The sequence below is a fragment of the Streptomyces sp. NPDC052107 genome, assembly GCF_040680215.1.
Taxonomy (GTDB): Bacteria; Actinomycetota; Actinomycetes; order Streptomycetales; family Streptomycetaceae; genus Streptomyces.
In genome coordinates this window covers 1-21,934 of sequence record NZ_JBFAWG010000088.1, presented here as the reverse complement: position 1 = coordinate 21,934, position 21,934 = coordinate 1, and the positions used below count along the sequence as shown (strand labels likewise).

The window sequence follows — 21,934 nt, the reverse complement described above, 5'->3', positions numbered from 1 at the left end:
CAACCTGAGCCTCGCTCTCTGGCCATCCCCTCGATCGCACCCGGCACTCGGGGCACTACGCGCTGCCCCGCAGTTCCGGATTCACATCTCAGCGACCGCCTTCTTCGCTCAGGACAAGATGAGGTAGACACCGTGGCACGGTGTCGTTTCATCGATGCGGAGAAGGCATCGGAGGGTAATCCTGCAGGTCACAGCGTCGCGTTTCTGTGCCGTGTGCTGGGAGTGCCCCGTTCCACCTACTACGCGCACAGGGCGTCACGGCCGGCCCGGACGGTGCGGGAGCGGGCCGAGGAGGTGCTGGTGGGCGAGATCCGGGTGCTGCACGCCGGATCTCGCGGTGCCTACGGGGCTCCGCGGATCCACGCCGCCCTGCGGCGGGCCGGGCGGGTGGTGAACTCCAAGAAGATCGAGCGGCTGATGCGCAAGCACCGGATCGTCGGGATCACCCGCCGCCGGCGGCGGGGCCTGACCCGGCAGGCGAAACGGGCGGTGTTCGCGCTCGACCTGATCGGCCGGGACTTCACCGCGCCCCGGCCCGGGATGCGGCTCGTCGGCGACATGACTGAACTCAGCACGCTGGAAGGGAAGTTGTATCTGGCGACCTGTATCGATCTCGCGACGCGGGAGGTGGTCGGCTGGGCGATGGCCGACCACCACCGCGCCGAGCTGCCGGTCGCCGCCTTGCGGATGGCGGCCGGGCGTGGCGGCCTGGAGCAGGGTTGCGTCATGCATACGGATCGCGGCAGCGAGTACACGAGTGACGAATTCCGCAGCGAAATACGCAAGTTGCGCATGAGGCAGTCGATGGGGCGCGTCGGCTCTTGTTACGATAATGCCGCCGCGGAAAGCTGGTTCGCCATCCTGAAAGCGGAGATCGGGACGACCATGTGGGAGACCCGCGAGGCCGCCCGGGCCGACGTTTTCCGCTACGTCGAGGTCGAGTACAACCGCAGCCGGCTCCGTCGGCACCCCGACTACGGGTACGTCACCCCGCTCGAAACGAGATCCTTGCTCAGGCAGAACCTCGCCCCGGCAGCGTAAACACCCGCTGTCCAGTTCGCGGGGGGAACTTCAGGTAGCCGAGGGCGGCGAGCTTGCTCCAGTCCATGGCGTATCGCAGGTCGTTGGACAGCCTGTCCGGGATGTAGGTGACGCTGCCCCAGTCGGCGTCGCAGATCCGTAGTAGCTCCCGCGTCAGTTCCTTGCTGGACAGGTCGGTGCCGCCGCCGATGTTGTAGATCTCGCCTGTGATGTCTCATCGATGCTGCGGTAACCGTGCGGCTGCGACCTGAGATCCCGCAGATGTGCTGAGACAGTTTTGAGTAGTGGTTTCGGGGAGGGGAGCGCGCCTGATCTGCGATCCTGCAAGCCGATTGAGACTGCCGCAGATGTTGTGAGAACGCCTATAGGCCTTCAGAGGAGGGCTGTCGGGGTGGGAGCAGGTGACGCTGAAGCAGGAGGTCTTGCAGCCGCCCGGGATCGAGCGCGGTCCTTAGTGCAGGACGCGCAGGGACTCAAGGGGCCGGGACCCGGGAAAGTGCCCACATGCTGCAACAGCATGCCCTCTGGGGCTCATGCAGCCTGTGGAAAGAGGCCGTGCGCTGCTTCTGCGGTGACCGCGTCCCCGACTGACGGGAGGGGACGGACTTCGGTTGATCCTTCGAGCGAGCCTGGAGCCGGCGGCTTCCAAGTTGGCATACGGCAGGTCAGCTCTCTGTGCTGTGCTGATCTGCCCCGAGCAGGCGGATGTGGCGCCACACGTGTGCGTAGCTTTGGTGCACCTCGCGCATCCAGGGTGGAACAGCGTGCCAGTTGACAGCGCTGACCTCGCGTTCACCCCAGGCTGCCTGCATGATCCGGCGGTCTCCTGCGAAGTCCTCGACGAGATCGCGGCGCAGGAATAGCAGGTGGCCCCGCCAGGGCTCATCCACGCGGAACACTGCAGAGGCCTGTCGGCCGTCCAGGCCCACGAGGTCCACAGTGCCGGGCAGTTGGCGCAGGCCGAAGCGGGCGGCGAAGTCGTACGACGGGACGTCGTAGCCGCTGCCGAGCCCGGTCTCCGAATTGCTGTCGGGGGAGAAGTCCACAGTGACCTGGTCGAGCCTGATGCCGTCGTCTTGCCCGTCATGGCGCAGCGTGCGGTACGGGAAGGTGTCGCTGGAGTCGTCGCCGATGGCCAGCTTGAACCTGGGACTCCATGGCATTTCCGCGGCCAGCACGTCGCGGACCATCGGCAGCCGGGGGAAGAAATCGTTTCCCGGGTAGGGATGCTCGCAGGCCAGCTGGGTGGCGGAGTCTGCGTCGTGCGGCTGCAGGAGGAGAGTGCGGAAGAATCCGAACACGGCCCGCCCGTGGCGGCGGTGCTCGAGGAACCCTTCGGCCAGAAGCCAGCCGCCGTCGACTCCGTGGATCTCTTCGGGCGACCACAGGTCGTCCGGGAGGGCAATGATCCCGGATGTGAGCCAGTTCTGGTTGTCTGTGGGCTCCTCAGGCGCCCAGGGCGGAAGGGGCATGGGCGCTGCCAGCGGCTTGTCGGGGAAGGCCGGGTCGATGTCGGGCATCAGGCGTTCGGCGTTCCCGAACGGGGCTGGCGCGTGGCCGGCGTCTACGAGGCGGCCGACCATTTCGTGATAGGCGATCCAGCCGTACTTCTTGCCGTAGCGCTCCACCCTGCGTTGGGTGTCGTGACGCCGCTCGCTGCTTGCGGCGATGCGCTGGTCGATGCTGCCGAAGTCCTGCTCCCGCCAACCCAGTTCCCAGACCCGGGCCATGACCTCGGCGCGGGCGCGGCGGAAGCCGGGGTGGTTGAAGTCGTAGTTACTCCTGCCGTTGATGGCGGCCCCGATGATGTAGTTCTGGAAGTCCATGCCGAGAGTGCGCTCACACTCCTCGGCGTTGGGGTTGTCGTCCTCCATCGTCTCGGCCGCTTGCACGGCTGCGAACCTCGGCGCGAAGGCGTCGATCCCCTCCGGGACGGCGGCGGGGTGAAGGACGCCGGCGAACTCGTATGTCGCCCGCACGTAGCCGCGCAGCTGCTCGTGTGACGTGGGTGTGCTCCCGCCGTCGAGGAAGCGGTCGCGCAGCTGCACCAGCCAGTCCCGTAGCGCATGTTCCACAGGGCCGCCGGGATCGGGCATCTGGTGGGCGCTGGCGGCGCCGAACGCGGCGGCGACGAGGCGTTCGACGACGTAGAGGTCATCGACATCGAGCATCTGGGCGGCGAGGTCGAACAGCCACTTGGGCTCCGGCCGGCCATAGCGCTGGAGAGCTTTCGCCGCCATATCTCGCAGGCCCGTGTTCGTGAAGGTCAGCAGCCAGGCGATGGCCAGGGCGTCCAGGTCGTCGCTCTCGGTGCGGCTGCTGCGCCTGGTCCATTCGTCGACCGCTCGTTCCACGTCTGCCGTGAGCCGTCCCCCGGCGCGGCCTTGAGCCCATTCGCTCCAGCGCAGGTCGCGTTGGGGCAGGGGCAGTTGGCGCAGGACCCGGTCGAGGAAGACGGCGTTCAGGCGGTGCCGGGCGGACCTGCGGATCTCCCACAGGCGGCTGAACGCGGGCCGACGGGTACGGGAACAAGTGCCTCAGCAATCCTCATTCTCGCTGGTCAGGGGCACTTTCTGCTTACGTGATCACTAGTCGGACGGCCCGCCTCGTGAAAGCGCGAGGTTAGGTCGATCGGTCGACGAGCGTACCGAAGTACATGCCCCGGGCGGCATCGAATCCCCGGGCATCGAACGTTACATCAAAGCCCGCCCCTCGGAAGGCCGCGGTGTATTCCTCGGACGTGAAGAGCCTGAACTCGTGCATTTCTCGGAAGAGATGGGTGGCGTCCGCGGATGCCACTGCGTACGCGATCTCACGCTGGATGTCCCTGCCGTTGCGCACTGCACGATCTACCAGAGCGACGGTGAACTCCTCGTTTCTGGCGGTGCGAAGTCCGGGTCCGTGGGCATCGTCCCATGACTGGGGAGTCAGGTACGGCTCGACGATACACACGCCGCCCGGATTGAGATGGTCAGCGAAGTTCTTCAGCGTTTGATTCAGGCCATCCACCGTACCGGTGTAGGTGATGGAGCTGAACATGCACGTCACTGCATCGAAGCGACAGCCGAGCCGAAAGGACCGCATGTCGCCGCGCTCGATCCGCGCAGCGGGGTTGCGTTTCTGAGCTTGCCCCACCATGGCCTGACTGACATCGACGCCGGCGGCCTGGAAGCGATCACCTAGGTGGGATAGGTGCAGGCCAGTGCCGCAGGCCACGTCAAGCAGCGAACTGGCCTCGCCGTTCCGGCGGAGAATCCAGTCCGCGATCGCCGCCGCTTGAGAAGCGTAGTCCCGTTCCTTGCCGTAAATGGCGTCGTACAGGTGCGCTGACTGTGAGAACGGCATGCTGACGCCTCCGGATCGGGCTTTTCTCACAAGGCCTTGATCAGACGTCCGATGTTGAGAGCGAACAGACCAAAAAACGTAAACAGGAAAGCGGCAAGGAACGCGGAGAGCACGTGCTTCGATTTCGCCGATGCCGCGCGCCTCATCCGGACATGCTCATCGCCGACCCGGACCAAACGTCGGGTCGACAGCTGCATGGAGCCAGCGATGGTCGTCACTCTTCTGTCCAGCATGCGCTCCAGCGCAGCCGCTTGAACGACCCAGTACCCCTCGTAGGTCCTGATCCGCGACACCATCGACCAGAACATGGCCGTGATGATGATTCCGCAGAGCGCTATGGCCATGCCGGACAAGGCCAGCAAGGCGCTGTTGGTCGTTTTGATGAAGGAAGGGAAGATGGCCCCGGCGATGAGCACGAAGGCGAACTGCACGTAGATCCCGGTCACCTGCCAGGACAGCTGGCCGTCGTAGACCACCATCTGGATCGCGGCTATGTAACCCGCGCGGATGTCCTCCGAATCCAGGGCTGGGTCGAGGCCGTTGTTGGGATTGCTGCCGACGGGAGCCGCGGTGGGCTCCCCTGTGCCCCGGAGTTCCGCACTGTCCAAGTTCCCCCCTCGAATACTGGACGCTCACGTGTCAAGCCGCTCGATGAGTCCAGGTAGTTCCGCCAGTGAGTCGACGACGTAATCCGCGTCGGCGTCCGCTTCCGGCCGGTGGTAGCGGCTGCTCCGGTAGAGAACCGTCCGTAGGCCAATCGCCCGGCCCGCGGCGATGTCGCTGTCTGGGTCGTTGCCGACCAGGACCGCCAGCGGCGGGTTCACGCCTAGGCGCTCCAGCGCTTCGAGGAAGATCGTCGGATCCGGCTTGCGCGTGCCGACGTCTATGGAAGTGACGACGGTCTGAAAGAACTTCTCGATGCCCAGACGGTTGAGCGCCTTGCGTACCGATGTCTCCGGTGACGACTCCGTGTCGCTGACGATAGCGAGCGCATACTTCTCCGCCAACTGCCGCAAGGCGTCTGCGGCATACGGCTGGAGCTCAAGAGTCATGACGTCCAGGGGCTCGGCATCATCCACCTTCTCGTGGATCAACGTGTCGCCCAGATCGAAAAGAACAGCTTTCACCACGAGCGTCTGTCACTCCCTCGAGAAGCGCCGTGCCGACGGGAGCCCATCACAGGCCCTCCTGATGACTGCATGTGTTCCCCTGCTCACAGAACCTCATGCGTAGTTCGCCGACTATGGGTCGGAGCTCACATTCCAGCCTGAGCCGAGGTTCCACGCTTTGCTCGACAGCCTGCCGCCGCTCTGCTCGGACACGGTCATCGGTCAGAAGGGTCTCGTGTACCGCCGGTACGCAGGGTCAGACTCTGAGGCTCAACCTCGGGAGTGGACACCGGGTTTCATGCGACGAGGGACAGCGTATGTGATGAGATCATCTGTTGCTCGAACTCGACTGGTGTGAGGTAGCCGAGGGCAGAGTGGCGGCGGCGCCGGTTGTAGTAGGCCGGCCAGCGGAACAGCTCCAGCCGTGTCTGCGCCTTCGAGGTGAGGCGTCGTCCGTGGAGCAGCTCCCGTTTCAGGCCCTGGAAGAACGACTCGGCCAGGGCATTGTCGTAACTCGAGCAGGCCAGTGGTACTCGCCCTACGACGACCGATACCTCGAGGGCCCGAGGGGCCTGGGCATCGACCACCTCCCGCTCGCTGAAGCCTGGGACTCCGCGCCTCCACCTGGACGCGTCGGGGAGGACGCGCGCCCCGATGTTAGATCCGCCACGACTTCTTCCGTACCGTCGTCCCACCGTAGTGGTCTGACCGCGGACGACGGACCCACCCCCGCGTCGGCGGGGGGAGATGGGCAGAAAGACGGTGGCGGCCCTCCTCACCGTGTCTGAGGGGGGCCGCCATATTTCTACGGCACTGCGTGGGGTGGTCAGGCGTGCTCGGGGAGCTCCCCTGAGCGGACGCCGTTTACGAAGGCGGCCCATGACGAGCGAGGGAAGAGGAGTGCGGGGCCCTCCTTCTTCTTGGAGTCGCGGATCCCGATCTCGGGTGCGAGGTCGGCAGCCTCGATGCAGTTGCCTTCCGAGCCGCTACTGTACGAGGACTTGAACCAGGCGTCTTCGGGGGCCAGGTCAGTGGGCTTGCGGGTACGGTTCACGGTGCCAGCTTTCGTTCAAGGTTCCGACGGACTTCATCAATGAAACTAGGCGTCTCGTGGGGTGCGAGCGCCGAGGCCCGCAGGGCTTCGAACCTGCGGGAGTATTTACCGACGTCCGGCTTCTTGTCGGTGATGCTGGCCTGCCCGCCGGGCTGGTCAGCCTGGACGATCTTCCCAAGAGGCTCGCCCATGTCGAGCAGCGCGAAGTTCTGACTGGCGCGGTAGCCCGTGGACGCGGACGGCAGTATTTGCACGGTCACAGTGTCGAGGGAGGCCAGACGCTTGATCTCCTCGCACTGCTCGTCCATCACCTCACGGCTGCCGATCGTGCTACGGATGGCGTCCTCGCCCATGATGACCCACAGTTCCCGCGGGTCTTCCTTGGTGATGAGGGCTTTGCGGGCCATGCGGACCTCGACGTTGGCGTCGATGAACTCGGTGGTGGTTTCGTCGACACCCTTCGCGGACAGCAGCAGCTCGCGGGCGTATCGCTCTGTCTGCAGCAGGCCAAAGACGAGTGACGGCTGCCATGCCGCGATCGACAGCGCGTCAGTCTCCATCCCCACGTACTCGCGCATGCCTTTGGGCAGGTGCGCTGAGTAAGGAACCCACCAGCCCTCTTGCAGAGACTCCCGGTGGATGACGAGCAGACTCTCGACGACTTCGGGATCCTCTACCGCGTAGTGGGCGAGGAGGTTCTTCAAATCGGTCGGATTGGGAAGGCTGGTCCTGCCCCTTTCGACGCGCCACAGCTTTTCGGGGGAGAAACCCAGGGCCGAGGCGACGTCCTCGCGCCTCATGCCGAGGTCTTCCCTCATCCTGGTGAGCACCTTGCCCAGGTGCACCCGCCTGCTCGTCGGCCCCTTCGGTGCGGCCACTTGTCATCCCCTCTGTCGTGCCGAGGCACGCGCCGATCGAGTTGGGTCCACCCGTCCCAGAGTCCGGTTCACGCATCCCGGAGCCCGGTTCGAGCCTCCCCAAGTGCCCGTTGCTCCTGCTCGAGTTGAGAGTGTGCCACCACAGGTCAGCCTTGCACAGCCAAGAGTCCGGTCAATTGCATATGCCATTCGTCGTGAAAATTGCACGCGCTATTGCATAGCAACTGTGCCATGCAAGACAGTAGTTGGGCCACGACGCAGCGTGGCCGACAGCGGTCGGCGACCCGGCTGTGGTCTGCCTTGCGTCGTGCCAATCCCCTCACCGGCCGTCCGGAGGTCTCGGCATGACACCACCTGCATCTGTGCAGCGAGAAGGCGTCCGTACGGACCTTGTGATGTCGATCGAGCGGCGCCCCGATTCAAACTCCGGTGATTTGTCCGTGGCGGATGCCGCATGGCCGCAACGGCTTCGACGCATTGTCCGTGCTGGCCTCATTCACTGGGGTTGCCCCGACCTGGTCGACACCGCAGAGCTGCTGCTCACCGAACTTGCCACCAATGCTCTGCGCCACGGCCGCGGCCCCGAAATCGACGTGCATGTCTACCTCAAGGACGACCGCTGTGTGATGGAGGTAGACGACGGCTCCCCCCACCGCCCCCGGCTGCGCCAGGCCGGCCCGGAAGACGAGGGCGGCCGCGGACTCTTCCTCGTCCAGGCCCTGGCCGAGGAGTGGGGCGTCAGCCCCGATGGCACGACGACCTGGTGCACTCTCCCCCTGACCGAAGGATCCTCCGACATGAAACCCGCCGCAGTGACCGCGCCGGTCCTGCACGAGATCCCCTTAGATCTCCCCTCCGATCCCAGCGCCGCGGGATTAGCCCGCATCCAGGCCCGCACCCTGCTCACCGTACTGAGCTGGCCTGGCAATCAACACCTTGCGGTCGACGTCCTGCATGTCCTCGTCGACAACGCCGTGCAGCATGCCCTCACCCCCGGGAAGGCCGGGCAGCACCTCCGGGCCTGCCTCAGCATCACCGAGGCCCACGAACTGCTCATCGACGTCACGGACCCCGACCCCGCCTTCCCCGAGTTCGACAAGGCCGTAGCCGGCGAACTGGGCTGCGGTCTCTGGGAGATCGCCCGACAAGGCGCCATCCTCACCTGGTTCGTCGACGCCAAGAACGGCGGCAAGACCGTCCGCGCTGCTCTGTGCCCCGGCCAGGAGGCGAACCTGTGACCGCCGCAGCCATGCCGACCGGCGCCCAGACGATGCGGCACCTGGTCGACTCCGCCGGCGCGGCCCGAGAGCCGGCCGCCGACATGGCAGACCTCGCCGAGATGATCCGCACTCTCCTGGCGGTCGAGGCCCGCCGCGACACCACCGTGCGCCTTGGACGGAACCTCTTCGACGTCGTCATCACCAGCTCCGGTGTGCAGGCACGTTCGGCTGTGGCCTTGATGGACCAGGTCCAGGGCGGATGCGGGCCCGTGATCGAGGACCCCGAGAACGGTTGGTTCTACTGGCTGGTCCCGCCCGGCTCCTGCGACCGGTGGGAGCACCATACCCACGCCGTGTGCCTGGGCGCGCCCCACACGATCACGCTGCCGTCCCTGAACCGGAGAGTCCCGCCGGGCCCGTACTGGCACCGACCTTCGGCAAGCGACCGGTTGGTCCCGATGGGGCCGCTCCGCGACGCCCTGGCGCGGTTCCGGCCCGAACCGACTCCGCACGCCGCGCTTTCAGCCCGGCTCGGCATCGCCCTCTAAGACACCGTGCTCGTCGACGAGCGACCGACGTTGACGAGCACGGCCAAACCCCTGCGACCGGGGCGGATCCAGCCCCGGCCGCAGGCCCTCATCTCACATTTCTGCAGCCGACCATCGGGGGAGAGCAGTGAACAGACCCATAGCGCCGTACGTGACGCCGTGGACGGACGAGAACACATCGCCCGCCTCCGTGGTGGTCACGACGTCCGGCGTCGCGTACGCCGACCCGGTGCAGGACGCACTCGCGCGTGACCCGGAGGGTGTGTGTGGGCCGGTCGCCCGCCAGGCCGTCCGTGAGCCTCGCCCCATAACCGTAGTCCGCTTCGCGGCGGCCATCCCTAGAGCCCCTGCCCGGTGGCCCGGATGACGCCCGGCCGTGGCCATCGGGCAGAGCACAACACCCGACGCGTGAAGCGCAGATCGCCGCCTTCGGGGGCCACAGCTTCCCGCGAAGCAGTTTCCGACACCACATCCCGTCTGGAGAATGCCTTGCTCACACCTCAGACTTACCGCAGCGTCGAAGGCCCCTACGTCGAACTGCTGCGCCTCACAACTCGAGAGCACGCCCACCACATCGATGCCCGAGGCAACGCCGCCCGCGAACTGATCGGGGTCAGCTTCCGGCTCCCCGACCCGCGGCAGCGCCTGCCCTACCTTGCCGAGCGCAAGGCAAATCCCGTCTTTCAGTTCGCTGAGGCACTGTGGTATCTCGCAGGCCGCCGCGACCTTGAGATGATCGGCTACTACGCCCCGTCGATGCGGGCGAGCAGCATCGACGGCGTCACCCTGGGCGGATCCGCTTACGGATACACCCTCTTCACCGCCGATGAGGGCAGCAAGCAGTCCCCGTTCGACCAGGTCCTGGAACTCTTACGGAGCGAGACAGACAGCAAGCGCGGCTATCTGCCCGTGTTCTCGGCGCGAGAACTGGCCGACCGCTCCAACCCTGACGTCGCATGCCTGGCGGGCCTCCACCTGCTCGCCCGCGCTGGCCGCCTGCACATGGTGTGCAACATGCGCGCCAACGACATCGACTGCGGGCTGCTGTCCGACGTGTTCTCCTTCACCATGATCCAGGAGTACGCGGCCATCCAGCTCGGTCTTCAGCTCGGCACGTACACCCACACGATCGGCTCCGCCCACGTCAACGACCGCAACGCCGACCGGGTCCGCAGAGTGCTCACCGAGGTCGACGCCCGCTTCACGCCGATCACCTTTGACTTCCCCGCCATGCCGGATGGCACCAACGCCGACACCATCGCCGCGGTCCTGGACCACGAGGAGGTCCTCCGTACCAACCAGGTCCGCTACAGCATGCGACACATCAAGGGCCTGACGCTCGCTGCGTACTGGCAGCAGGTGGTGATGCTGTTCGAGCTGTACCGGCAGATCCAGCACGACAAGGCCACAGCCGTCGACGCCGACCTCCTCGACGCCCTCGAGCCGGGCCTGCGCTGGCTCATGGAACACAAGTGGTCGGCCTGCGCTGCGGCGCCCGGCGGTGTGCAGTGAGCGCCGCAGTAAAGCCGATGAGCGGCGCCGTGGTGGAGGGCGTCGACTTCGCCCGCTGGGCGGTCATCCTGTGCAAGCCGGATGCCGTGGAGCGCGGTCTGGTCAACCGCATCCTGGAGATGATCTCCTCGGCGGGCATCCGGGTCTGCGACCGCATGGACGTGGTGGCCCAGGCCTGGCAGGCGCACGTCGTCTATCGGGACCTCCTCGCCGACACTGGCCGTCTCGACCTGCGCGACCTGCCGTCCTACATCGACGCCGCCTACGTGGGCCGGAAGGTCACGGTCGCCCTGGCGCACGGCGATCCCGGTGTGCACGCCCGGCTGCGGCAGGTCATCGGCCACACAGACCCGACCCGGGCGGCAGTCGGCACGATCCGCGGGGACCTTGGCGAGGACAGCGTGGCGGCCGCCGCATCGCAGAAGCGGCTCGTGCGCAACCTGGTCCACACCTCCGACGACCCCGCCTCCGCCCGCCGCGAGTACGGCACCTGGTACGGGCCCGGTATCCGTCTGCAGGTGTCCGACTTCGAGCGGTGCTCGGTGATCCTGTGCAAGCCGGACGCGGTGCAGCGCGGCCTCGTCGGCGCCGTACTCGACCGGTTCGCCGCCGCCGGCGCCACGATCGCCAACCGCATCGACGTCACCGTGCAGTCGTGGCAGGCCCATGTGCACTACTGGGATCTCCTCGTCGACGCCGACTGGTTCCCCGACCGGGACATTCCCGCGTGCCTGGATGACGTCTACGCGGGCAAGACCGTCACGGTCGCCCTCGCCTACGGGGAACCAGGCATCCACGCCCGCCTGCGTCATCTCATCGGGCACTTCGACCCGACCCGGGCCGCCGCCGGCACCATCCGCGGTGACCTCGGCAACGACAGCCTCGAACGAGCCCTCGCCGAGAAGCGTCTCGTGCGCAACCTCGTGCACACCTCGGACGACCCGGACGCCGCTCGCCGTGACTTCGGCGCCTGGTTCGGCGCTGCCCGCCGCCTGCTGCTCAGCTCCACCTCCGGCGTGCCGATCCAGCCCACCCACACCGACTGCTGACACCCAACCCCCCGGAGGTTCACGTGACCGCTCCCGCCATGCCGCGCCGGATGCTCCCCCTGCTGACACCTGAGCAGATCAGCCGGCTCAAGCCGGGACTCGCGGACCCGATCGAGTACCGCAAATCGGGTCTGTCGCTGAACGACATCGTCGGCTGCCCGCTGGACTGCGGATACTGCGTCCGGCACCTGTTCGACAACTTCCAGATGAAGACGCCCCGGCGGCTGATGAGCGATGAAGCCGCCGTCGAAGCCCTCGTCAGCCACCGGTACTTCCGGCCCCACAAGACGCCCATCCAGCTCTACAACCGGGCCACCGACCCGATGCTGCCGGTCGTCAAGCCCCACCTGATCACGAAGCTGCGCATGCTCGACGAGCGGGGCCTGACCAACCACGTGCTGATCATCACCAGGTGGCGGGTCGACGCCGAGGACTGCGCCGTCCTCAACGGCTTCAAGAACCTGCGTCTCACCGTCCTGGTCACCCACTCCGGCATCGACGACCCGCGCATCGAGCCGGTGGACTCCAGCATCGCGGCACAGAGCCTGCGCACCCTGTACGAGAACGCCGAACGCTACCGGACGATCTTGTACTGGCGGCCGATCGTGCCGGGGCTCAACGACTCCGACGAGCACATCGAACGAGCCCGCCATCTGTCACTGCACGCGCACGCCACAGTGTTCACGGGCCTGTTCTTCCGCAACGAGATCAAGGAGTACTACGAGGCGCACGGCCTGCCGACCCCGTACAACGCCACGGCGCGCCGGAAGATCATGCCCGAGCCGGCCGAGCAGCGGATCACAGATGCCTACGAGTCCCGCAATGAGCCCGGCGGCGCTCCGTGGGGGACGCTGTTCCGCAAGACGAGCTGCGGTGTCGCCTATGCGCATGGGGAGGCCGACTACAACGGCCACTACGGCATCAAGGAGTTGTGCGACATCTGCCCGCCCGAGCAGATCGAGCTGTGCAAGAAGGCGTGGGTCAAGCCGGATTTAGGGGAGGTCACCCGCGAGGCGCGCGCCCTTGGGGCGATCGGCCACGTTGAGGTAAACGACCGTGCCATCGTCGTGGAGGGATTGGACGAGCCGCCCCGCTACTTCCTGCAGCACGGCTTCGGCTTCCAGTGCCACGACCGCGCCAAGCCTCACCTGTACCGCCAGCACGGCCGGGCCCCCATCGGCTGGGAGGCGGAGAACGGATCCCACACCCCATGATGTACGGCACCTGGCCTGAGCTGCTCGTCGTCGATGTCGAAGGCAACGGCACCACCCCGCCCGATCTCGTTGAGATTGCCGCCCTGCCGATCCGGGACGGCCGCCCTGACAAGACCACCGCGAAGGTGTGGCTGACCCGCCCGAACCGGCCTGTCACGCCGTTCGCGACCAGGGTGCACGGCCTGAGCAACGCCGCCTTGGCCGACAAGCCAGCGTGGTCGGAGATCGCGGCGGAGGTGCACAGCTTTCTCGGGACCGCCTGGATCTGTGCACACAACGCCCACGTCGACTACGGCGTCGTTTCCGCGCACCTGCCGATGTGGCAGCCGGCCGGGGTGCTAGACACCCTCCGCCTGGCCAGGAAGACCTTCCCTGGTTTGAGCGGCTACAGCCTGGATGCCCTCATCAAGCACGTGAAGCCCGACCTGAGCGAGGCCCCCGGGCAGCGGCACCGAGCCGCGTTCGACGCGTACGCCACGGCACAGCTCCTCATCGCCATGGCCTCCCGATACGAGACCTGGAACCAGCTGGTCGCTGCGGCCGTCCCACCCGGCCTGCCTGGCGCCCCTGAACCAGAGAAGGATCCGACCCTGTGGTGAACAGCTTCCAGTCGATCCGCATCGGCGTGATCGGCACCCACTCCACCGGCAAGACGACGCTCCTGAAGCGCATAGAGATGGAGCTGCGCGGCCACGGCCTCACCGTGGCCCGCACCGGCCGCCTCGGCAAACGCGCGGCGGAGGCAGGCCTGCCGAAGATGCAGAACCACACCGAACAGTCCACTGAGCGGATCATCACGCAGGGCATCACCGACGAGATCAGCGCTCTCGCCCTCGGCGCCGAGGTCGTCCTCGCCGACCGGGCCTCCTACGACGCCCTCGCCTACTGGTTCGCCGCCCTGGAATTCCGCGGCGACACAGCGCCCCGCCTGGAACGCGAGCGTCTGCTCACGCTCGCCGCCACGCAACTCCCAAAGTACGACCTGCTGTTCGCGACAGTCCTTGACGAAACTGTGCCCGTCGACACCAGCCACGACTACGACCCGCGCTACCGGCGCCTCGTCGACCAGCACGCGCACCGCCTCCTGATCGACGACAACATCCCTCACCAACGCGTGACGAGCGATCCGGACAGCCAGGCCCACGCCGTCGAGGTCACCGTTCGGCACTGTCTGAAGGAGGCGCTGGTATGACCCCCCAGCCGCCTGCGGGAACCATCACCATCGCGGGAAAGACTGTGTCCCGGCTCGGGTTCGGCACCATGCGCCTGACCGGCCCCGGCATCTGGGGCGACCCCGCCGACCGCGACATGGCGCTCAGCCTGCTCCGCCAGGCCGTGCACACCCACGGCATCAGCCACATCGACACCGCCGACGCCTACGGCCCCCACACGGTCGAGAACCTGATCCGGGACGCGCTGCATCCGTACCCGGAACACGTGCTGATCGCCACGAAGGTTGGCATGGTCCGCCCCGCGCCGGGACACTGGAGGCCACTGGGCAACCCGTTCTACCTGCGATCCTGCGTCGAAGCGAGCCTTCGCCGCCTGCAGGTCGAGCGGCTGGAATTGTGCTACCTCCACCGCATCGACCCCGAGGTGGCGCTCGACGACCAGATCGCCGTCATGCAGGCCATGCAGGACGAGGGGAAGATCGGGCACATCGGGCTGTCGAAGGTCACCCGTGAAGACCTTGGCCTGGTCGTCAAGCACCGGCCCATCGCTGCGGTACAGAACGTCCTCAACACCAACGACCGCTTCGACCCGGTCGTGGAGCTGTGCCGGGACATGGGCATCCCGTATGTGGCTTACCGGCCGCTCGACGCCGGCGTACTCACCCAAGCGCAGGGGCCGCGGCCTGCACTGGACTGGCTCCTCAACTACGGGCCCCACATCGCGCCCATCCCCGGCACCAGCCAACCCCGCCACCTCAACGAAATCGCGGCGGCCGTCCAGGGCGGCCCGGCCTGATGCCAGCCGCCGCCGCACCACCCGCAAGGCGCCACGCACCCTATGAGAACTGGCGGCCGCCAGTGGTTGGCGTCGCGCTCCTGGTCCCCGTCGGATCCGACTGCCTCGTCGTCGCCGACCTGCAGGGAATGCTCATGCTGCCCTGCGGCGCCGTGCACGACGGGCAGACATTGCACGAGGCCGGACATCGCATCCTCTCCGGCCCCGCCGGCGACCTGCAGCTGCTGCGTCGCGTCGCCGTCGACTGGGTGCAGACACGACGTAGGAAGGTCATCACCCACCTCTTGGCGGTCCTGTCCGCGACCCCCGACACCGTGGAAAGACTGATCTACCGCGACCCTCGTGCCACCGTGCGCGTCATGCCAACTCTGCGGCTCCTCGACCAGGTGCAACCAACCACCCGGACACGCATCGTGGTCGGCCTGCATGCCCTTGCCACCGGCGAGACGTTCTCCATGGAAGGGGGTGCGGTACCGGCCGAACCTCCCACGAAAGTCCCGGTATAAGCCTCCGAGGTGCGGTCGATTGACGCACAACGACCGCACCGTCACCTCCCGTCGCTTGGTCGCGATAGCCTGCGATCAGGCGCTCATAGGGCGTTGGGGTGGGGTAGGGGGACACGGATGCTGTCGGGATCGGATTGGACTACGCTCACCGTGGCGCTTGCCGGAGTTGGCGGCACCATGGGCGCGACAGTGCTTGCTCAGCGCGCTCGCCGAGTAGAGGTTGCCGAACAGAATCGGCGTGCGGCGCTCGAGCGACTGCAGGACCGGGAGGACCGAGCAGTCCAGACCAAGCGCGAACTCTATGCCGCTCTTAATGCGACTGCCCGCGCATATCGCACTGCGGGCAGAGACACGGTGCTTGCCCTCAGGCGTGGGGAGACCGTGGTCGCGGACGCCCTTGATGCCACACGCCAGGCGTACTACGACCAATACGCGCAGGCCCAGATGGTCCTTGGCGCAACTGCTCTTGACGTGGCCAGCGAAGTCAATCAGTGCCTGGGTGCGGGCTACCACCTGGTTCGGCACCTGCCGCTGGATACCTCCGGAGCGGGGCTTCTACCGCGTACGGACGCGCAGCTTATCCAGGCGAAGCGGTGGTTTGCGGGGCCTCTCTCTGATGCGGTTTATCTGCTTCGGGAGGCGCTAAGGGCCGAACTGGGTGTGAACGGCGCGCCGTCCGTTGAGCAGCTTGAGGCCAAGGTGGTGGCGCTGTCCCAGGCCCGAGACGCCCTGCAACAGGAACGACGGCAGCTCCAGGAGCAACAAGAGGGATGACCGGTTCCACTCCCGAGCGACCGACCGCGCCTCCGCCACACTGATCCTCCGCCCCCACACCGGGGCGGGAGCATCGGTTCTTTTCGGTGGGGCGCCGTGGGCCACGGGAAGGGGGCCGTGGCCTCGTGACCAGCCGTGGTCGGGCTTGGAGCGGGTGGACGCGAGGCTTGGTCGGGGTGGTGGTCGAAGCTCTTCCGGCATGGGGACCGCGTCCCTGTGGGGCGGGGCCGGATATCACCTTGTGACGGAGGGTGCTGGTGTGGTTACGGTGTTGCCTGACCTGATGCTGATCACGGGGGGCAGGTATGCGCGTGACCTCGCGGACTCTGCGGGCCGCTGCGCTGTGCGGCGCCGTGACACTTACTGGCCTGCTGGCTGGATGCGGCTCTGGCGGGGATGACAAACCGGCACCGTCGACGCCCGCGTCACCGACCGGTGCCGACGCCTCGGCGAGCCCGTCGGTGCCGGCGGATCCGAAAGCCGCCGAGCGGGCCCGGGCGCTAGCGGCCTACCGGGCGATGTGGGTGGAACAGATGAAGGCCTACGGCAAGGCGTCGGAGCAGGGCACTGAGCTCACCCGCTACGCCTCGCTGGACGCGCTTGCGACGTTCCGTCTGGACCTGGCCCACATGCGCCGCTCGGGCGTCGTCGCCACCGGCAGCCTCGGGCACAGCCCGAAGGTGACCGCGCTGGACCTGCACGCCTCGACGCCGACCGCGACCGTGACGGACTGCCTGGACCTGGCCCACTGGCAGGAGAAGCACGTCAAGACCGGACAGGCGATTCCGCTGCCGTCCGACCAGCCGCGGCGCTATCAGGCGACCGCGCGTGTGGAGCGGTGGGACGGCGGCCGGTGGATGGTGACGCAGTACACCCCGCACGGGGACCGGACATGCTGAGCCGTGCCGCCGCCATCGCAGCCGGGACTGCCGCCCTGCTGGGAGGACTGACCGTCCCGGCCGCCGCCGACGGACACAGCTCGGCCGACCCGGACTGCGGCGGATCCACCGTGGTCGTCACCGTCTGCGCGGCCGCCACCTCCTCCACGCCCGGCTCCTTCGGCGGCTCGGGGACACCCGCCGCTCACCACGGCCAGAGCGGCTCGGGCACCCCGAAGTGCACCTACAGCAAGCTCAACCCTCAGCCCCCGGCCAACAACCTGGCCATGCAGGACGGCAAGAGGAGGGGCGGCAAGGGCGCGGTGTACCAGGTGTGGTGCGACAGCGGGCGCTTCGGCGTGGTCTGGGTCCCGGACGGTGCGGCCCCGGTGCAGCCCGCGGTCGACCCTCAGATGCTGGCCCGCCGCGCGGCCGACTCGATGACGCTGCGCGGCCCGGACATCGCCAGCCCGCGCGCAGCCGGCCGGTACCTGGTCGGGATGCCGATGTGGATGTGGGTGGACCAGACGCCGACGACGTACGGGCCGCAGAGCGCCAGGGCAACGACCGGCGGGGTGACGGTGACAGCCACGGCGAAGGTCTCCTCCGTCAGCTGGAACATGGGCGACAGGACATCCCCCGTGGTGTGCACCGGCCCCGGCACGCCGTACACCGCGTCCGCGGGCAAGGCCGCATCGCCGGACTGCGGCCACCTCTACGCCACCACCCCGAGCACACCCGACGGCCGCTTCCCGCTCACCGCCACATCCACCTGGACCATCACCTGGCACGTGGACGGCAACGAGACCGATGCCGGGCAGTGGACCGAGACCCGCACCAGCAACCTCGGCGTTCACGTGAGCGAAGCCCAAGTCGTGAACCAGTAGCCCCGGTTGCCCCACGCGCAGCGCTAAGACCTGCGATGGTCGGGCCTGTGGTGGGGGTCTGGGACGTCGTGGTCGGGGTCCTGGACGTGCCAGGCACCCCGACAACGATGCGGGGGCTAGCGGCGGGGATCGGTCCAGCGGACCCGCCTGTCGGGGTCCTGGACGGGACGCCAGACGGGTGCTGAGGGACCGTGCTGCAGGATGTCGACCAGGGGTGCCACGAGTACAGGGACGTCGTGCAGGAGGGCAGTCAGGGCCGGATCCGCGGTGGCGGCATGCAGGGCGCGTACGCGTGTGTCGATGCCGGCCGGGCCGGTGCCGTCCAGGACGAACAGCAGCCGCGGGAAGAGGGGATACCGGCGCCGCCACTCCTCCTGCAGGGGCTCGAGTGTCGGCCGCCGCCCGATGGGTGTCGGCACATACCGGTGAAGCCGGCCGTAGTTGCCGAGCTTGGCGGCCAGGCGCTCGGGTCCCATGGTGGCCCGGTCGACCTCTACGAACGCCCGCATCATCGACCCGCCGGTGCCGCTGTCCGTGTCGCGGCTGCGGTAGTAGAGGAGGGCGTCGGGAATGACGGCCTCGCCGGCGCCGAGGGGGTGGTAGACCTCGGGGAGCCAGTCCAGCGGCTGGCACAGGTCACCACGCTTGCGGGCGTCCTGGAGGAACTGCAGTCCCGTCTTGGTCACCGTGAGGGCGTGCCCGACGGCCAGGCGCACGGCGGTGGGGTCCGTCGCCGTTTTCGGCGGCCGTCGGCCGCGCAGCTCGGGCCACTCGGACGCGACCTGCGCCCCGTACCGAGTGGGGTACCAGACCCGCAGGCGCCCGGCCTGGGGCAGCGTGACCCGGTCAATGAGCCCCTCGGCGCGCAGCTTCATCAGCCGGCGCCTCGTCTGCTCGGTGCGTACATCGGGGGAGAGGATCAGGTGCATCTGCTCGGTGGTGGCCATTCGGTACTGGGTCAGTACCGCCAGTGCCAGCCGGTCACGGCCGCCTGCGTCGACATCGGTCATCGCCGGGTGCTCCTCACGTACGGGGCGGCACTATCCCTTGTTGGGTGCCGCGTGTACGGCGCAGGCCATCAGCCGGCCCCGACCCGACCACCGACCATGAAGGCCCGACCATGGTCACGATGCGACAAGGGGCCCCCGATCGGTCCGACATCCAGACCGATATCCCGTCCGACCGCTGTGTGGGCGTGTCTGGGACGTGGCGCCCACCAGGCCCTGGTCGGCAGCCCGACGTCCCCTCCGCACACCCCCGTGTCACCACAGACAAAAAGGAAGGAGAGGGGAGGGACGGGCTGCGGCTGCGGCGCGCGGCCGGCGGATCGGGGCGGGGCTGTGGAGTGTTGCGCTTCGGCGGCGCCTCCGCGCGGCCACACAGCATGGCCTCAATGCTCTGACGAGTGTGCGCCGCTGTGTTTGCCCAACCAGTACGGGCTTGTAGGGTGTTGCGGTGCTGGGGGAGCAATGGAGTCGGTTGCGGCGGTGGGTCGTATCGTCGCCGGGGCGACGGGTCCTGACGCGAGCGATTCAGGAAGATCTCGGCTTCTTCGATCTTCTGCCGAGCGACGCAGTGGGTGTCGACGGTGCTCGGCGTAGGGCGTTGCTGTTCGCCTCGCTGCGACTGCGCGGGACCGAAGCCGTCGCTATGCGACGGATCCGAATGAATGCCATCGTTTTCCTCCTTCCGTTCACGATCGCTGCGTTCGTCACCCGCATCCGTAATGCAGCAGCGGACTATGTACCGCCACCTCCGACACCACCAGGTGCACAGCCTCCAGCCGTGATCGACTCGCCCACGGCGCTGATCTTCGGAATGACGACGGCGGTCATCTGCAACGTCGTAGTCGCCCGGGCGCGCCGTTTGCCTGTCGTCAGCTATTCCCGCGGCCGCCGTCTGGCTGTGGCATCTGCCTTGCCTGGCTTCTCCGCCGCCACCGTGCAGATCCCTTTCTCCCTCATCACCCCGCACACCGCCTGGTGGCATTACTGGGTCGGCTACTACTACGTCACCGGCGTCTTATTGATCACCCTGGCTGCCGTTGTCCTGTTCGAGCAGCCCCTACCTCGTCGGATCGCCGGGCGCTGCCGACCGACCGACCGCCTCCTCATCCAGACACTGGCGACCGCTGCCGAGATACACGCACGAACCCGTCGCCGTCTGACCCCCACGCGATGCCGCTCGCTTTGCCGCGACTTGGAGCACCTGGCCTACATGGCGGAACGCGATCTGACGTTGCCCTACCGGGCACCCCACCACATACGCCGTGCCCTGCGGCCAGACGCGCTCCGGGTGGCAGCGGTCTACCGCGCCCACCAAATGCCCCTGACATTGGTGGATCACCCGCATGATGCAGATCCGCTGGTCGCCTCCTTGCTGGCAGCCGCCGACGCGTTGGCCGCTGGAGAGCGTGCCGCCTTGTTGGACAACGCGCCTGAACAGGTGGCACAGCGTCGACTGGTGCGTCGCGTTGTGTCACGGGCTTGGCCAGCGGTGGCGCTCATAGCCAGCGGCGTCCTGCTGCCACTGATTCCAGCCGTGGCGCAGCAGCCCGCACTGGCGAGCAGCCTTCGCTGGACGCTGGTAGTCGCCGGAGCGCTCACCTTCGTCGCTGGCAGCGATGTAGCCACTCGCGTTGCCAGCCCGCTCGACAAGGCGCTTCCGTGGCGCTAACGCCGCAAACCGCGCACCGCACTCACAACCACCATGCTTACAGGCGGCCCGCACCGACCACGATGCGACAACCCCGCCCGGCAACCGGTCCGAAAGCCCCGCCGACAACCCGTCTGACAACTGCCCGCGCCCATCTGGCGATTCGCGGCGTAACCGCAGGTCACCACGCCCTTTCTGACGTGGTCGGTAGCCCAACATCCCCTCTGCACACCCCCGCGCCCAGCCCAGACAGGAAGAAGGAAGGAAAGGGCGGGACGGGCGGGCGCACTGCCGGGGGATCGGGCGGCCCGGGGTTCCGTTGCGCGTCGGCCAAGCCTCCGCGCTCGACGCCGGGCCCTGCCCGGCGAACAGGGGACGGAACAGCAGGCGGGCGAGGTGTAGTGGGACCTGATCACAACGCGGTCGTCACGACGGCGTGCCGGCGGTTTCCTCACCCTGCTCAGCCTCGTACTGGGTACGGGCCTCGTTGACGGCGCGTTGCCAGGTGCGGGAGACACCGCCGTGCTCGCGCGCCAGTTGCGCGGCGAGGCCGCGGTGGTATCCGCCGGCCTGACGCAGCGCCTGCAGCGCCACAGACACAGCCTCCCCACGTTGCTCGCGCCCAGGCCCGCCGCCATTGGCGCCGCGCCCATCCCCGCGCCTGCGGCCGGCCGCCCCGAGCAGCCCGGTGCCGACGTCTTCCTGCCACGCGACCCAAAAGGCCTCCACCGCTTGCTGGTCGAAGTAGTAGGTGCGGCCCACCATGCACGCCACCTCTGGATGCCGCCGCTCCTCGGGCTGCTGAAGACGCTGGGCGTACCAGCGGGCCAAGGTGGCCGCCGACGCACCCGTCAACTCCCCAATCCAGGCACGGCTGACGACCCACCGGCCCTCATGCACCCGGCGCAGCCCATCATCCCCGGCACCCGACACAACCACTCCCACGCCTCCCTCCGGCAGGGCGCAGCACCGCCCCACCTGATCCAGATATCACCTACGATAGAAGCACCTCGTCTGAGAGAAGAGGCAACGCTGGCGGGGAATCTCCGGCCCGGGTTTGCCGACCCACCGGATCCGCCGTTCCCCGCCAGCCACAAAACATAAAACACCCAGCGCACAATTCCAATTTTCCCTTTCTCCATTTCCTTATTTTGCGCGCGGTCTGCTCCGCAGACGCGACGCGCCGCCGCTACGCGACGGAAAACACCGGGCGTGCTGCGCACGCCCGAAAAAAAAGCGGGCGGTCGCATCGCTACGCGATGCGAAGAGAGAGGGGGCGGCCCGCTGATGCGGGCC

The 21,934-nt window shown here is 67.6% G+C and carries 22 protein-coding genes and 3 pseudogenes; 15 read left to right on the top strand and 10 right to left on the bottom strand.

The features are described 5' to 3' along the window. Positions 1-18: 18 nt before the first annotated feature. Positions 19-1,041 (top strand): IS3 family transposase, encoded by a 1,023-nt coding sequence (locus AB0M27_RS39920; RefSeq protein WP_365729756.1) that lies wholly within the window; start codon positions 19-21, stop codon positions 1,039-1,041. 46 nt (positions 1,042-1,087) lie between these two features. Here AB0M27_RS39920 and AB0M27_RS39915 read toward each other — a convergent pair. The 6 genes and pseudogenes from AB0M27_RS39915 to AB0M27_RS39890 all read right to left on the bottom strand — a co-directional run. Further along, positions 1,088-1,246, bottom strand: a pseudogene (locus AB0M27_RS39915) (dTDP-glucose 4,6-dehydratase); the annotation flags it as partial. 460 nt (positions 1,247-1,706) lie between these two features. After that, a complete protein-coding gene (locus AB0M27_RS39910; RefSeq protein WP_365729754.1) occupies positions 1,707-3,395 on the bottom strand; it encodes a hypothetical protein in 1,689 nt (562 codons plus the stop codon). A 268-nt stretch (positions 3,396-3,663) separates the two neighbouring features. After that, on the bottom strand, positions 3,664-4,386 hold the full coding sequence (locus tag AB0M27_RS39905) for a class I SAM-dependent methyltransferase (RefSeq protein ID WP_365729752.1): 723 nt from the start codon (positions 4,384-4,386) through the stop codon (positions 3,664-3,666). A gap of 26 nt (positions 4,387-4,412) precedes the next feature. After that, a complete protein-coding gene (locus AB0M27_RS39900; protein WP_365729750.1) occupies positions 4,413-4,994 on the bottom strand; it encodes a hypothetical protein in 582 nt (193 codons plus the stop codon). 24 nt (positions 4,995-5,018) lie between these two features. Next, positions 5,019-5,516: an HAD family hydrolase gene (locus AB0M27_RS39895; RefSeq protein WP_365729748.1), complete on the bottom strand. Its 498-nt coding sequence runs from the start codon at positions 5,514-5,516 to the stop codon at positions 5,019-5,021. Between the two features lie 275 nt (positions 5,517-5,791). Continuing rightward, positions 5,792-6,013, bottom strand: a pseudogene (locus AB0M27_RS39890) (integrase core domain-containing protein); the annotation flags it as partial. 3 nt (positions 6,014-6,016) lie between these two features. Between AB0M27_RS39890 and AB0M27_RS39885 the strand changes: the two are divergent. Next, positions 6,017-6,109: pseudogene (locus AB0M27_RS39885) on the top strand (HNH endonuclease); the annotation flags it as partial. A gap of 212 nt (positions 6,110-6,321) precedes the next feature. Here AB0M27_RS39885 and AB0M27_RS39880 read toward each other — a convergent pair. After that, the gene (locus AB0M27_RS39880; RefSeq protein ID WP_365729746.1) at positions 6,322-6,549 is read right to left on the bottom strand and encodes a DUF397 domain-containing protein; all 228 of its coding nucleotides are present in this window, start codon (positions 6,547-6,549) and stop codon (positions 6,322-6,324) included. Next, a complete protein-coding gene (locus AB0M27_RS39875; RefSeq protein WP_365729744.1) occupies positions 6,546-7,427 on the bottom strand; it encodes a helix-turn-helix transcriptional regulator in 882 nt (293 codons plus the stop codon). Before AB0M27_RS39875 ends, AB0M27_RS39880 begins: the two co-directional genes overlap by 4 nt. 440 nt (positions 7,428-7,867) lie before the next feature. On the opposite strand from AB0M27_RS39875, the gene AB0M27_RS39870 reads away from it, so the two are divergent. The 12 genes from AB0M27_RS39870 (at position 7,868) to AB0M27_RS39815 (ending at position 17,983) form a co-directional block, all read left to right on the top strand. After that, positions 7,868-8,665 carry an ATP-binding protein gene (locus tag AB0M27_RS39870; protein WP_365729734.1) on the top strand — a complete coding sequence of 266 codons (798 nt, stop codon included), beginning with the start codon at positions 7,868-7,870 and terminating at the stop codon, positions 8,663-8,665. Next, a complete protein-coding gene (locus AB0M27_RS39865) occupies positions 8,662-9,195 on the top strand; it encodes a hypothetical protein (protein ID WP_365729733.1) in 534 nt (177 codons plus the stop codon). The genes AB0M27_RS39870 and AB0M27_RS39865 overlap by 4 nt, the downstream gene beginning before the upstream one ends. 489 nt (positions 9,196-9,684) lie before the next feature. Next, positions 9,685-10,707: a thymidylate synthase gene (locus AB0M27_RS39860; protein WP_365729731.1), complete on the top strand. Its 1,023-nt coding sequence runs from the start codon at positions 9,685-9,687 to the stop codon at positions 10,705-10,707. Beyond that, positions 10,704-11,756: a nucleoside-diphosphate kinase gene (locus tag AB0M27_RS39855; RefSeq protein ID WP_365729729.1), complete on the top strand. Its 1,053-nt coding sequence runs from the start codon at positions 10,704-10,706 to the stop codon at positions 11,754-11,756. The genes AB0M27_RS39860 and AB0M27_RS39855 overlap by 4 nt, the downstream gene beginning before the upstream one ends. 23 nt (positions 11,757-11,779) lie before the next feature. Next, positions 11,780-12,970: a radical SAM protein gene (locus AB0M27_RS39850; protein ID WP_365729727.1), complete on the top strand. Its 1,191-nt coding sequence runs from the start codon at positions 11,780-11,782 to the stop codon at positions 12,968-12,970. Further along, entirely contained in the window at positions 12,967-13,569 is a 603-nt protein-coding gene (locus AB0M27_RS39845; RefSeq protein WP_365729726.1) for a 3'-5' exonuclease, read from the top strand. The genes AB0M27_RS39850 and AB0M27_RS39845 overlap by 4 nt, the downstream gene beginning before the upstream one ends. Next, on the top strand, positions 13,566-14,162 hold the full coding sequence (locus AB0M27_RS39840) for an AAA family ATPase (RefSeq protein WP_365729724.1): 597 nt from the start codon (positions 13,566-13,568) through the stop codon (positions 14,160-14,162). The genes AB0M27_RS39845 and AB0M27_RS39840 overlap by 4 nt, the downstream gene beginning before the upstream one ends. Continuing rightward, entirely contained in the window at positions 14,159-14,938 is a 780-nt protein-coding gene (locus AB0M27_RS39835; protein WP_365729722.1) for an aldo/keto reductase, read from the top strand. The genes AB0M27_RS39840 and AB0M27_RS39835 overlap by 4 nt, the downstream gene beginning before the upstream one ends. 62 nt (positions 14,939-15,000) lie before the next feature. Next, positions 15,001-15,444 carry a hypothetical protein gene (locus tag AB0M27_RS39830; RefSeq protein ID WP_365729721.1) on the top strand — a complete coding sequence of 148 codons (444 nt, stop codon included), beginning with the start codon at positions 15,001-15,003 and terminating at the stop codon, positions 15,442-15,444. A gap of 117 nt (positions 15,445-15,561) precedes the next feature. Next, on the top strand, positions 15,562-16,218 hold the full coding sequence (locus tag AB0M27_RS39825) for a hypothetical protein (protein WP_365729719.1): 657 nt from the start codon (positions 15,562-15,564) through the stop codon (positions 16,216-16,218). 311 nt (positions 16,219-16,529) lie between these two features. Beyond that, on the top strand, positions 16,530-17,117 hold the full coding sequence (locus AB0M27_RS39820; protein WP_365729717.1) for a hypothetical protein: 588 nt from the start codon (positions 16,530-16,532) through the stop codon (positions 17,115-17,117). Further along, positions 17,111-17,983: an ATP/GTP-binding protein gene (locus AB0M27_RS39815; RefSeq protein ID WP_365729715.1), complete on the top strand. Its 873-nt coding sequence runs from the start codon at positions 17,111-17,113 to the stop codon at positions 17,981-17,983. Before AB0M27_RS39820 ends, AB0M27_RS39815 begins: the two co-directional genes overlap by 7 nt. A 116-nt stretch (positions 17,984-18,099) precedes the next feature. On the opposite strand, the gene AB0M27_RS39810 is transcribed toward AB0M27_RS39815, so the two are convergent. Then, positions 18,100-18,993, bottom strand: a complete 894-nt coding sequence (locus AB0M27_RS39810; protein WP_365729713.1) for a replication-relaxation family protein — start codon at positions 18,991-18,993, stop codon at positions 18,100-18,102. A gap of 445 nt (positions 18,994-19,438) precedes the next feature. Here AB0M27_RS39810 and AB0M27_RS39805 point away from each other — a divergent pair, with 445 nt between their 5' ends. Then, on the top strand, positions 19,439-20,659 hold the full coding sequence (locus AB0M27_RS39805; RefSeq protein ID WP_365729711.1) for a hypothetical protein: 1,221 nt from the start codon (positions 19,439-19,441) through the stop codon (positions 20,657-20,659). A gap of 405 nt (positions 20,660-21,064) precedes the next feature. On the opposite strand, the gene AB0M27_RS39800 is transcribed toward AB0M27_RS39805, so the two are convergent. Further along, entirely contained in the window at positions 21,065-21,403 is a 339-nt protein-coding gene (locus AB0M27_RS39800; RefSeq protein ID WP_365729709.1) for a hypothetical protein, read from the bottom strand. Between the last annotated feature and the right edge of the window lie 531 nt (positions 21,404-21,934).